This window comes from Synechocystis salina LEGE 00031, assembly GCF_015207985.1.
Classification (GTDB): domain Bacteria; phylum Cyanobacteriota; class Cyanobacteriia; order Cyanobacteriales; family Microcystaceae; genus Synechocystis; species Synechocystis salina.
The window spans coordinates 1-11,647 of the sequence record NZ_JADEVV010000079.1; the positions used below are offsets into that span (position 1 = coordinate 1).

Annotated in this window: 10 protein-coding genes and 1 tRNA gene; 5 read left to right on the forward strand and 6 right to left on the reverse strand. The window is 45.5% G+C overall.

Annotated elements, in window-relative coordinates; translation table 11 throughout:
- Positions 1–639 precede the first annotated feature (639 nt).
- Complete coding sequence (locus IQ217_RS17840; RefSeq protein WP_369931726.1) at positions 640–975, forward strand: hypothetical protein; 336 nt, start codon at positions 640–642, stop codon at positions 973–975.
- 139 nt (positions 976–1,114) lie between these two features.
- Here IQ217_RS17840 and IQ217_RS17845 read toward each other — a convergent pair whose 3' ends face one another.
- Both IQ217_RS17845 and IQ217_RS17850 read right to left on the reverse strand, forming a co-directional pair.
- The gene (locus IQ217_RS17845; protein WP_194021165.1) at positions 1,115–1,741 is read right to left on the reverse strand and encodes a hypothetical protein; all 627 of its coding nucleotides are present in this window, start codon (positions 1,739–1,741) and stop codon (positions 1,115–1,117) included.
- Between the two features lie 12 nt (positions 1,742–1,753).
- Positions 1,754–1,984 (reverse strand): DNA-directed RNA polymerase subunit omega, encoded by a 231-nt coding sequence (locus IQ217_RS17850; protein ID WP_010873067.1) that lies wholly within the window; start codon positions 1,982–1,984, stop codon positions 1,754–1,756.
- Positions 1,985–2,160: 176 nt separating this feature from the next.
- On the opposite strand from IQ217_RS17850, the gene IQ217_RS17855 reads away from it, so the two are divergent.
- From IQ217_RS17855 to smpB, 4 genes are all read left to right on the forward strand, one after another.
- Complete coding sequence (locus IQ217_RS17855; RefSeq protein WP_194021166.1) at positions 2,161–2,547, forward strand: DUF309 domain-containing protein; 387 nt, start codon at positions 2,161–2,163, stop codon at positions 2,545–2,547.
- A gap of 53 nt (positions 2,548–2,600) precedes the next feature.
- Positions 2,601–2,673, forward strand: a tRNA-His gene (locus IQ217_RS17860).
- Between the two features lie 399 nt (positions 2,674–3,072).
- A complete protein-coding gene (locus IQ217_RS17865; protein ID WP_190598312.1) occupies positions 3,073–3,396 on the forward strand; it encodes a DUF760 domain-containing protein in 324 nt (107 codons plus the stop codon).
- Between the two features lie 128 nt (positions 3,397–3,524).
- Complete coding sequence (smpB, locus tag IQ217_RS17870) at positions 3,525–3,989, forward strand: SsrA-binding protein SmpB (RefSeq protein ID WP_194021170.1); 465 nt, start codon at positions 3,525–3,527, stop codon at positions 3,987–3,989.
- Between the two features lie 66 nt (positions 3,990–4,055).
- Here the strand turns inward: smpB and IQ217_RS17875 are convergent, their stop codons facing one another.
- From IQ217_RS17875 to IQ217_RS17890, 4 genes are read right to left on the reverse strand one after another with little or no spacing between them, the layout of a single operon-like run.
- Positions 4,056–5,882, reverse strand: a complete 1,827-nt coding sequence (locus IQ217_RS17875; protein WP_194021173.1) for a hypothetical protein — start codon at positions 5,880–5,882, stop codon at positions 4,056–4,058.
- A gap of 13 nt (positions 5,883–5,895) precedes the next feature.
- Entirely contained in the window at positions 5,896–7,056 is a 1,161-nt protein-coding gene (locus IQ217_RS17880) for an FkbM family methyltransferase (RefSeq protein ID WP_194021175.1), read from the reverse strand.
- 2 nt (positions 7,057–7,058) lie between these two features.
- Positions 7,059–10,049: a glycosyltransferase gene (locus IQ217_RS17885; protein ID WP_194021177.1), complete on the reverse strand. Its 2,991-nt coding sequence runs from the start codon at positions 10,047–10,049 to the stop codon at positions 7,059–7,061.
- Positions 10,046–11,548 carry a glycosyltransferase family 4 protein gene (locus tag IQ217_RS17890; RefSeq protein WP_228025791.1) on the reverse strand — a complete coding sequence of 501 codons (1,503 nt, stop codon included), beginning with the start codon at positions 11,546–11,548 and terminating at the stop codon, positions 10,046–10,048. Before IQ217_RS17890 ends, IQ217_RS17885 begins: the two co-directional genes overlap by 4 nt.
- Positions 11,549–11,647 lie beyond the last annotated feature (99 nt).

The following is an 11,647-nucleotide window of genomic DNA, read 5'->3' on the forward strand; positions in this document are numbered from 1 at the left end:
GGCGGGGAGGTTGGTTCATGACGTTTTTTCACCGGATTTTGCACTTTTGCACAGCGGCCCCTGGTAAAACGTTGGTGCAGATGGGGGTAGCAACAACGAATATGACCGGTCGGACTCAGTGGGGATACTCCTAATAGATTAAAGAATTTTTTCTATTTTTCGTTAGTCCTTTAACAAATCGACTTAATTGTCGCCACCGTCGGCCCATTTCGTTCCTTTCCCATTGATGAGATTTCCAAGGACAATTGTTAACAAATGTAAAATAAGCTGAGTCTCCTAATAACTAACTTTTTTGTCCCTTGGACACCACTGGCAAATCAAATGTAGGGATCAGAGTTAAACGACAAATTGCCCATGGAATTACAGCTAAAGTCTAGATAAATGGAACTAGGATAAATACCAGCTCTTGAGTCCAAGATAGTCATCTATAAAAATAATCAGTAAATGTCAACGATTGAATGTAAATAATTATAAAGAAATCTCAGTTTCTTGGAGTCATTGCCTATACTAGATTCAACAGCCCCCCGGTGGGAGCCTGAGATTTGGGCACCGCTAGTTTGGGTCTGCCTCACCAGATTGTTGTTGTTGGAGTTAATAGTTATGGAGCTTTCGTCAAGGGAAGGAGCAGGAATGAGCTATATGCTCGTCCTCATGAAGAGTTTTTCCGTCTGGACTTTCACCCTATTGGTGTGCTTGTTGGTGGTTGGTTTCCCGCTGGTCTTTCTTGTCGCCACAGTGGGGGTTTTAGCGACGGTGGTATTGCAGTCAGTTTTGCCCATGAGTGCAGTGCTCTTGGTGGCTAGCAGCTTGCTGGGAGGAACAGTTTTATTGGTGCTCTCCGGAGCGGCAACCCTAACTGCGAAAGGGATTCATCCCCAGGAAGTACGTTGGCTGAGTTGGCTCCATGGGGAGACTAATCTAATTCATAAACCGATGTTTGCGTCTTGCCCATTGACCTGCAGTCTTATTCAGTAATTAATTTTTGTTTAATTTCATTTTTAGCTTTTCTGAAGCCGCAATGGTTTCATTCCATATCTGCCTGTTCTCAATGCCCCCGTCTAAAGCTCCTACGCCTAAGTCGGGGGTTTATTATTTTGGGGCTTAGGCTTCTTAATCAAGGCATTAACAACTGGGCATCCCCTGGTTGGGATAGTCCCGGTTGATTAGGCGTTGTCACTGCCGGTATTGGGCTTTGACTGTCTTCTTCCTGGTTTCCCGCACCAGACTCTCCCCCATTGACTGAGGTTTGAGGCCGATAAATTTCCGCCAGGAAATCCACCAATGCTTGTCTTTGTTCTCGGTTTAACTGTGCAATCAACTGGCTATCGCCATCGAGGGGACTTTCCTGGAGAGTAGAAAAACCAGGGTAACGCTCTGGTTCCATCTGCTCATTGGCATCAAGATAATCCGCCAGGGTCAAACGCCAATCGAAACGATAGCGGGTTGGCCTTTTTTTTATGTCCCGATGGTAACGAATCATGCGACTGATTAAGGTATTTTCCGGATCTGGGCTGCCATCACTCTGACGGCGGTAGTCGTTGCCCTTGGGCAGATCGGGAAAACGGGCGTAAACTTGCTGAGCAATTATTTCCACTACTACTGTATAGCCCCCGGCGGGCACCCCCTGGGCTGGCTGGGCCTGGGACACCGCTCCCCACTGTCCGGGACTATGGAGTAGCATGGTGAGCAAAAAGCTCAGACAACCCAATAGCAATGACAGGGGGAAAAGGGGCTTAAACATGGAATTGGGGGTTTAGTTATCGCTAATAATTTCTGGACGGGTAAGTTCGTCGGACATTTCAATGATGGCCCGGATAGCAGGCTTCATGTTGGGATCATCAATGCTGTCGAAATCCTCGGAGCGATTTTCCTTGGCCCGCTTAGCTACCCTGACGGTAATGTTGTAACGGTTTGATGCGGCCCCCAGCAGTTCTTCGGAACGATAAATAATGTGGTTGGAATCCAAATTGCTACGCTTGGTCATGGTAAACAGGGTAAGGGGGACAATATGGCGATCGCCATTCAAAAACGAAAAAAGCAGAAACCGGGTGAAAGAAAAATTCGCGGAACACGCTTCCCAGTCTAGCGGAAAATTACCCCACCTCCAGCCCGACCGACCTAGATTGACCCTTTGCCCTAATGACGGCACATACATTAACTATGGACGCAAACATCGGCCTAGGCCTAGGCATCGAACAATTTAACCAGCAAGATTTTTATGCCTGCCATGATACCCTCGAAGCAGTGTGGTTAGAAGCTAACCCAACAGAAAAAAACTTTTACCAAGGCATTTTGCAAATCGCCGTAGCCCACTATCATCTTTCCAATCACAATTGGCAGGGGGCTGTGATTCTTTTGGGAGAAGGTATCCGTCGCTTAAAGGCTTTTCGTCCGGCCCACCAAGGAATAGAGACAGAAAACCTGTTGCAAACTAGTGCGGCTCTGTTAGCAGAGCTACAAACCATTACCCCAGATCATTTACCCCAATGGTTGCGGGATGTGGAACCAGAAAAATTGGCTCCCCGAATTCACATACAGCAAAAATAGTGCCGAAAAGATCCAATCCCTGTGTTATCATCATTAATGCCTAAAGCAAAACGGCGAGCGTAGCCAAGGGGTTAAGGCAGAGGTTTGTGGTACCTCCATGCGTGGGTTCGAATCCCATCGTTCGCCCTTCTAAATCTTGTCAGAGATCAGAAAAGTTTGTTGTGCGTTTACAGACCTTGGCCTGGATGCCCGAGCCAATGCTCCGCACTCCATACCCATAGGAAAATTTAAACATTTGTGGCATGAATCTTTAGTATATCTAATAATAGATTGAATGAATTATGCTCGGCCACAGCCAGTACTTTCTTTGGTAACCATGCTTGAAACTAGTCACATCAGGGGAGTTGGGCAGTGCAAAATTTTCAGTTCCTTAAGTGTCCACTTAGGTAGGAGTTATTGCCCCAGATTTTTGGGTAATTGTTTACCCCAGCCAGTTTGATAGCTTTTTACAAAACTTTGCCTGAGCCGCTATAGTGGAGGGTAATGCCAGTGATTAAACGGTCAGTCCGGAGTTAGGGAGTAATAATGGAATTTAACTTTGACTTTCATACGTCTGAACAGGAAGAACAACGGGTCAACACTCTGCTCCAGTATCTGCAAAAACAACACCCTGAAACCTTGGCCTGGATTGCCCAGTCCGCCAGCCCTGAAATCAAAGAGATTATTTACCAGAATGTCCAGGGCTTAGTGGGTATGTTGCCCATGGATGACTTTGATGTGCAAATCACTACCGACCGGGAAGATTTCGCTAATCTGTTGGCTTCGGCCATGATGACGGGCTATTTTCTCAGCCGTATGGAACAGCGGAAAAATCTTGAGTCTTCCTTTTCCGGCTCGGATTGCCTTTAGAAAATTACAGCACGGATTGCCAGGAGCCATGGGTGACAGTGAGTTCCTGGCCATGTCAATGGGCTAAGCTTTTCAATCCACAAGAGCAACATTCAACAGATATATTACGGATACATTATTGACGGTTCATGGCTAAGGAAAAAAAAAGGATAAAAGTTGTCAGCGATAATCGCCAGGCTCGTTTTCTGTACGAAATCTTAGAGACCTATGAAGCGGGCATCGAACTACAGGGTACCGAGGTCAAGTCAATACGGGCGGGGAAGGTTAATTTACGGGATGGCTTTGCCCTGCTGCGGGATGGGGAAGTTTGGCTGATGAACGTACATATTTCTCCCTATGATAAAAGTAGTCAGTTTTTCAACCATGACCCCCGTCGTACCCGGCGCTTGCTAATGCATAACTGGGAAATCCGCAAATTAATTGGTCAAGTTGAACAAAAAGGTCTAACTCTAGTGCCGCTGAAAATGTATTTCAAGGGTAGTTGGGTGAAAATTGCCCTGGGCTTAGGTAAAGGCAAAAAACTCCACGATAAGCGGGAGACTTTAAAGCGTCGTCAGGATGACCGGGATATGGCCCGGGCCCTGAAGCGCTGATTTTACACACTTTCAAAGAAGCCGTGCCGGAGATTAGTAGGATATTAGGCGATCGCCGATGGCCTATTAACGAAGAATTTTTAACCCTTCACATTTATCCTTCATCCTTTCATCCTCGAGATTAAATTCTGCTCGAACTGAATAATCCCGCCCGGGATGAAAATAGGAATTGTAAAAGAAACTAAAGGGTGCTTTTTCCACAATGCAAACCTGATCGCCGTCTTCAATTTGATTAAAAATTTCCTTTTTTACCATCCAATCCGCGGTCTCTAGCTGTTGTGTCAGGGGCTGAAATGCTGGATAAGTGAAGAATTTGTTGGTTTTATGGATGAAGATGATCATAAACATAAAAGCAACTAAGCCAAAGTATTGGGGCTTAATAACATTCTTTGGGCGGGGGTCCTGCTCAGCTAAACGAGTGACTAGGTAAGCATTGAGGCTGACAAAAACAATCATCCAATACATGTAATAACGCAGCTCATAGGACTGGGGTAGCCACATGGTTACCGCCGACATAACTAGCATGAATGCCAAGGCCACTTTGGTTGATTTTTGCCAGTTTTTCCAACAAAGAAATGCCAAAAGTACGACATTGAAAATTACATAGCCACCAAAATATCCCCCCATGCCAAAGCGCTCTTCATTCCAGGAAATGAAATCCATGGCCAAGGTCCAACGCCAGGGTCGGCGATCGTCAAAGGCATTAATTTCCAGCAAAGACCTTCCCCAACGCACTGGTGGCGGCAAGCGACGAATATTTTCGTGCATGAAGTTGGGAGATTCTTCTGTGTGATTAAGCACCTGGCCTGCGATGGTAATTTTGACGGGGTAGGCAGGATTTTGGTAGACAATAATATTTTTGAGCGGGTTGTAGAAAATAATCAAACTGGCTAAGGTTCCCAGGGCAAATACCTGAGCTAATTTGAGTAGATTATCTTGACGGGTTTTATCCGATCGCCAATAGTTAGTGACAAAAAGGGGCAGTGAAGAAAGTATTAAGAGGAAAACAACCGGAATTAGTTGCAGTTTGATATTAGCCGCCACAAATGCCGACAAAAACAGGATTAGGAGAGTTTTAAAATCCAGTTTTACCCTATCTATGTAAAGCAAATATAGCGTTAAAATGCAGATGCTGACTCCCACATTGCCGGGCAGATCAATGTAGCTCCTGGCGGCATGCATGTGGACCATGGGCACCGCGAGGAGAGAAAGGCTAGCTAAGTAGAAAGGGATTTTTGGAACCTTAACCAGGTAAAAGATCAGAATTATTAAGCTAAAATAGGCGACTAGGTTTGTGGCTTCAATGCGACTAAAAGCTACCCAAAATAATCCCTGGAGCCAATTTGCCAGCAGGGGAAAACCAAGAAAGCGATTTTCTGTAAAATATTCAAAAGTATATTGTTCCGGGGGGATAATGCCCCAAATTCTGGCGGCGAAGGGAATATGATACATAAAAGCATCACCGCCATAGTTATAGTCAAAAAAAGCAATACCAAAAATGGAAATTAAAGTTAAAACTGCCGCTCCACTGAGGATGTAACCAATAATATTTAAAACGCCAATTTGGTTTATTTTTTCACCAACAGCAAATTTTTTTAGAGGATGGTCAACGCCCAAGGTTTCCAGCATCGACCAAATGGTGGCTGTTATGCCAACAATCAACAAAACAATTCTCCCTAGCCGTAGATCGTCCCCTTGAAATACGTTCCAATAGCCAGCAATACCTAAGATGGCCGCTAGGGAAATGGAAATGTTGCCCCAAATAAAAAGTACGTTATTTTCAAATTTGCTTAGGAAAGCATAGCGGTGGACAACGGGAACTCCTTTATAAACAAAAAGACTGAAAATTAATAAAAGAAGCCCGATCGCCAAACCAAGGAGGGGAACTAACATTGGGGGTTAAACACTAGAAATAAAGGGCGGCAGGAAGATGGTCAAAGTTGGCGATTTTAGTGATTTTGGCACTGTTGATGGTTAGGGTTGGATCCTGGGTGCCATGCTGGAATTCAAAATAAAGTTGGATTTCACTAGTTTCGGGCAAATTAATCACCCAATCCCGATAGCTAGAGGCTAATAGCTGACTGAAGGCATGGTAACGAAATATTACTTTATCGTTAACTTTTACTCCACACATTAAATCATTTTGGGTTCCTTCAGCAGTGAAGTCCCAATCGATTAAATAGCGGCCTTTCGGTAAAATTAGATTATTTTTTAGGCAAGCAGAACCATCCTTAGTCCGCTTAAAATGATCGGCATCTAACAGGCTATGGCTCTCAAATTGGAATGGGGCTTGATAGGAAGTTTCCCCCAGGCGATCGCCATGGATATAGAGATTATTACGAATGTCCGCCCCCACCGGATAATCGTCAGCGGTTTTAACTTCCCGATAGGTATTAACGTCGATGGCAATGTAGCCCAAATTGCGCAGAAAATCTAAACAGCGGGTATCATCCCGTTGGGTTTCTAGGACTAAATGGGGCTTGGCGGCAACTAGGGTTTTTTCCATGCCTTTAATGGCATCAAATTCTGCCCCTTCAATGTCCATTTTGAGCAAATTAGGCACTAGTTTAGTGTGCTCAACAAAGTCATCTAGGGCAATGGTCTTGACTTCATAGGCGGAACCCACCCCGTTTTCACTGTAAATGCTGTCATTGAGATGGCTACCCAGGTAAATTTTTACCGTTTCATGGGAGGTGGAGTAAACTGCATGGTGAAAAAGCTGGACGTTATTACAGCCGCTCAACACTAAATTTCGTTGGGTTTTATCAATAATGCGGGGGCTAGCTTCAAAGGCACAAACCACGCCCCTGGGGCCCACCATCCTGGACATTACTGTGGTTAAACCAGCAAAATTTGCCCCCACATCAAAGACAATATCCCCCGGTTTACAGAGGTCCCGCAAAACTATTTGTACTGGTGGTTCCCAAAGGTTCTCCTGATACCAAGGGGCAATGCCAAATAACTGCACAGAAGCTAGTTTTTCGTCCACTGCCAGCTTTTTATCAATTTCTGGGGCAAGAACTTTTGCCAGTTTGAATTTGAGCTTATCTTTGATTTTGTTAAACATAATTATTTTTTAGAAGCGGTGATATCCGTAAACCAAAGGAAAGAATGTTGTTCGTGGCGATTATCGTTAAAAATTGAGTAATGGGGAGCAAAAAGTCTATCTTTTGGCCAATGCTGTTGGTGTTCCTGCTGCCATTGTTTAGTAAGTTTGCGGGCCGTCAGCATGGAGTTAAGGGGAGAAAATTTAGATAATTTGGGCAACCAATCCAGGGAGCGATAGGTTCCTAGCAAAGCTTTAATGCCCGGAGCGTACTGCAAAGCTTCAGCATGGGAATTAACTTTTTCTAGATAAAGGGCCAAATTATAGGCATGGTCAAAATCCGTACTAGTATGCTTACAGTAAGATTTGCGATAGCCCAGGCAATGGTAGAGTAAATTTTCCACTTCCTCTGGCGATCGCCGTTGGAAAGCATATTTAACACCGGCCAGGGTGCGATGTAAATACCAAGCCCGCATATCTTCAATTTCTGTAGCGGGGCTTTGGGTGGTGCGTTCGTCGGGGTAATTCCAAAACAGACCCAGCATTTTATCCACTACTTTACTCTTGATGAAGGGGATGACCCGGTTTTTAAATTCCGTATCCCCCGCCCCCCGGAAGCTTTGGTCATAGTAACCAAAACGTTCGTGAATTGATTTGCGATATAGCGCCCCCACCCAGGATAAATAACAGGTTTCTAGATAAACTAAATCCTGTTCATAGCCAGTGCGGTCGTAGGGCATAATGTCACTGACCCAGCCCCCCTGCATATCCACATTGGTGACTAAACTGTGGCCAATGGCCCAATCCAGCTCTGGATCTTGGTCTAATTCCCCCGCCAGAATTTCTAAACAATCGGGCAAAATGGTTTCATCCACCCCTAGAAAGGCCAGGTAGGGAGATTTAGCCAATTTAATGCCCCGGTTCCAGGCACTTTGGATGGTTTCCCGTTGCGGCGATCGGGCATAGAGCAGGGGATAACCCAAGGTGGGGGCTAAATCTTTGAAGACTTCATACTCATTTCCCGGTGAACCGCTGTCCACTAGCACCACTTCCGCTTCTCCACGCTTAATCAGGGTTTGATGCTGTAGGGTCTTTAAAAATAGGGGTAATTTGGCTGCTGCATTGTAGAGGGAAACAATAATGGTGACCCGGTATGGCCCATCCCCCCGGCGATCGTCCCAAATTTCGTACTCATCCCCCGCCGGATTAGTCAAATTGTCCAAACGGGCTTGTTCAATCAAGCTAAGGCAACGTTCCTCCCGTTCCGCAGGTTGGCCGTAGAGAGCAGATACCGCCGCCATTTCCTTGGGAAAGCCATATTCTGTCAGGGTCCGCAACACAAAGGGTAAATCGCCAAACTGATCCGCCCCCAAGGCCCGCATGGCCCGGAGTTTGTAGGTGGCAGAAACCAGGGTATTGTCTCGTAATTCTTCAATGCGAGCTAGTTCTCGCCAGAGCCGTACCCGGTCGATGCGGTAATTGGTAGCTAATTTACCCCGCACTCCCTGGAATTCTGATTCATAGCCGGACCCCAAACGCCATCCCATTTGGATTTTTTCCGCCAAATCCTTCGCTGTTTGCTCTGTGGCATTGAAGGTTTCTTTGTATTTTTTGAGTAAATTAGGGGCCTTAACTAGCTGGGCATTGCGGTCATCCCCCAGGGGTTGCAAAACTCTGCCTTTTAATTGTCCCGCCGTACTTTTTAAATTATTTTTAATTTGCTTGAGAGTTGGTTTTAATTGGGCTTTCAGGGGTTGTAAAAAGGAGACATTTTCCTGGGTACTTACCCAATAACCCATTAACTGGGCATACCAATTTTGTAGTTCATCTCTGATTTCCTGCTCATACTGACTATTTTGTTGATAAATATCAGCTAAAACAAGGCTATCAGCTATGGCTGCTGAATTTTTAACACAATCCACTAATTGACGACGGTAACCAGCATAGTTGCGTAAAATATGCTCAATGGCTGGCAAACAACTGTAAATATTTTCTAAATCAATTTCTACAAAAGGAACATCGGGAAAGTCTTCTTTCAGTAAACGACATACCCCAGCCCCCCCACCAATGACGGTGGGACAACCGGAAAATAAGGATTCCAAGGCTACTAAATTGAGGGTATCGTAGCGCGAAGGCACAAAGGTGACTGTTTTACGGGCGAATAAGCCCATCAATTCCTGTTGGGGTTTGGGAGGCAAAAATTTAACGGGACTCTGGCGATCGCCAAGCATACTCCGGAGATAACTTTCCGAGGAAATGGTGCCGGTATCATTAAAGCTATGGGGGCCAATAATATTAGCTTCGTTATAGAGATCTTTGTCCAACCACCAAGCAATATCAATAAAAATATCTGGACCTTTCCGTCTTTCGGTGCGACCAATAAAGTTCAAATCAGGGCGATCGCCACTGGCAATTGCTTCTAGGGGCTGGGGTAATGCAAAGAAATGAAGGGGATGGTAATAGTGGGCAGAAAATGGGCTTAGGAATTGCCATTCATCAATGTAGCTTTTACTAATGCCGTAGCGGAGATCAACGGTGGCATATTGCTTCCATTCTTCTAGTTCTAGGGGGATATTTTCCTTACCTTTATTGAACCAATCTAACTTTAAAGTGGTGGAAATTTTGCCATGGAGAGAAAGGGCAATCTTCGCAAATTTTACCCGGTGGTAATCTAGGGCTGGACGCAGAAAAATAGCCCACTGTTCATAATCAGGGGAATCAACCAAGTCAAATTCCATGCCAGCTACCGATGCGGCAATGTTGCTGGCTCTGACGAAGGAACGGTAAATCCATTTGGGGGGATTGACGTCAAAAAAGTTATTTAAATCGGCGAGGAAATATTTTTCCTGAAAGGGGACTCCGTGGGCGTTATCGGGTCGTTTAGTGGCACGCTCTTCTTTGTCAATCAGGTAATAAAAATCAATATCGGGGTTTTTACGAATTAAACTGCGGTAAAAAGTTTGCCCGCCACCTACTTTGGCAAATAGGTCAAAATCTGTGATTAATACCTTCATGAAAGCAAATCTAGGTAGGTTTGATAAAGCTGACGATAGTCATAGTTTTGGGCAAAATTGCGGGCAGAATTACCCAACTGCTCATATTGGTGGGGGTGCTGGATAATATCTTCAATTACCCCAACATAAGTGGCTAAATTATTGTTAATTAAACAATTCACCCCCGACTCCACCGGATAACCCCGAAAGGCGATCGCCGTGCCGAGGATTACCTTACCACAGGCCATTGCCTCCAGGGTTTTGACAGACATACCAGTGCCCGCTTCGAGGGGAATCAGCACCAGCGCTGAACGTTGATAAAGGGCTTGGAGGACGGAATCGGAGACTTTACCCAGGGCAAAAAAGTTTCGTTGCTGGGTCGGCGGACAACAACTACCCACGGCGATCGCCTGCCAATGGCCGTCACTAGCTTGGACCAGGGCTTGAATTTGCTCCACTGCTTTGAGGTTGGGGAGATGTTGACTGCCCACAAATAAACAGAAGGGTTTGCGCCAATCTATGGAGGGGTCGAAGGCTTGTAACTCCGCCAGGGCTTTTTCCGGGGCGGGTAAATTTACAGCGGCTTGGGTATCTAGACCAATGGGGATGCAATGGCTGGCAATGTTATGACTTTGGAAAAATGCTTGATCATCGGGGGCAAGGGTCACCACTGCATCGGCTTCCCGCAATGCTTGTAATTCCTCCGCCAGGGCAACCTGGGCTAACCAAGTATCAGTGGGTAACTGTTTGGCTAACACGTCATGGGCTGTAAGAATTAATTTAACCCCCCGACGACGACATATCGGCCCGGCGATCGCCGCCCAAAAAGGATATTCCAGCAGCACCGCATCGGCTCCATCAATGATTCGCTCCAACGTTTGTTGAAATTTATGGTCAAAGCGGCTGCCATAGTAAATCCAAGGTAGCCAATTTTCTGTTAGTTCCTGATAAGACAATGGGGAAAAATGAACGCTGTCAGCCATGGCAATATCCAGCATTTTCTGCCAACTGACAAAAGCTTCTTGGTAAATTTTTTGCACCAATGCCCCTTGGGCAAAGGTTGACCTGAAATAACGGTAATGAATTTGTCCTTGCCAATTACTCTGGCGATCGCCGATGGTAAAAACAGTTACATCTAAACCTTGACTAGCGAGAAAATCTGCTACCTTACCTGACCGCTGGCTAGCCCCACTACGCCGCTCTTCCATGTCTCCCCAGGGGTAAAGCATGACAACGTTTTTGATAGCACTTTTACCTGTATTGAGAACCTGAACTTTCTCCCCAAGCATATAGGTCGTAGCTTGGTTTAGTTGTCTATAATCAATGTCCTGATCAATGGTTGTGAGTGAATAAACTGTTGCTTGGGGTTGTAGCTCCTGGATCTTAAAAGCTAAAGGTTCAACAGTGGTGAGTAGAACCGCAAATAATTTCAGTTGCTCAATTTCCCATTGAAAATTCTGCTGTACAATTTCCCTTTTTCGGCGGAGCGCATGGGAGCATCCCAGTTTGTCAGCAAGCATAAATACTCATAGAGAAGGCGTGATTAAGATAGGCACAGCGCAGGCGTAGCATTCGGTTAACATTCTTGGGAGACCATTGAGCACCAGATAATTTGAGAC

What these genes read in the sequence shown, in the direction of transcription:
- IQ217_RS17840 (WP_369931726.1), top strand. Translation starts at nt 640, where the DNA reads ATGCTCGTCCTCATGAAGAGTTTTTCCGTCTGGACTTTCACCCTATTG.
- IQ217_RS17845 (WP_194021165.1), bottom strand. Translation starts at nt 1,741, where the DNA reads ATGTTTAAGCCCCTTTTCCCCCTGTCATTGCTATTGGGTTGTCTGAGC.
- IQ217_RS17850 (WP_010873067.1), bottom strand. Translation starts at nt 1,984, where the DNA reads ATGACCAAGCGTAGCAATTTGGATTCCAACCACATTATTTATCGTTCC.
- IQ217_RS17855 (WP_194021166.1), top strand. Translation starts at nt 2,161, where the DNA reads ATGGACGCAAACATCGGCCTAGGCCTAGGCATCGAACAATTTAACCAG.
- IQ217_RS17865 (WP_190598312.1), top strand. Translation starts at nt 3,073, where the DNA reads ATGGAATTTAACTTTGACTTTCATACGTCTGAACAGGAAGAACAACGG.
- smpB (WP_194021170.1), top strand. Translation starts at nt 3,525, where the DNA reads ATGGCTAAGGAAAAAAAAAGGATAAAAGTTGTCAGCGATAATCGCCAG.
- IQ217_RS17875 (WP_194021173.1), bottom strand. Translation starts at nt 5,882, where the DNA reads ATGTTAGTTCCCCTCCTTGGTTTGGCGATCGGGCTTCTTTTATTAATT.
- IQ217_RS17880 (WP_194021175.1), bottom strand. Translation starts at nt 7,056, where the DNA reads ATGTTTAACAAAATCAAAGATAAGCTCAAATTCAAACTGGCAAAAGTT.
- IQ217_RS17885 (WP_194021177.1), bottom strand. Translation starts at nt 10,049, where the DNA reads ATGAAGGTATTAATCACAGATTTTGACCTATTTGCCAAAGTAGGTGGC.
- IQ217_RS17890 (WP_228025791.1), bottom strand. Translation starts at nt 11,548, where the DNA reads ATGCTTGCTGACAAACTGGGATGCTCCCATGCGCTCCGCCGAAAAAGG.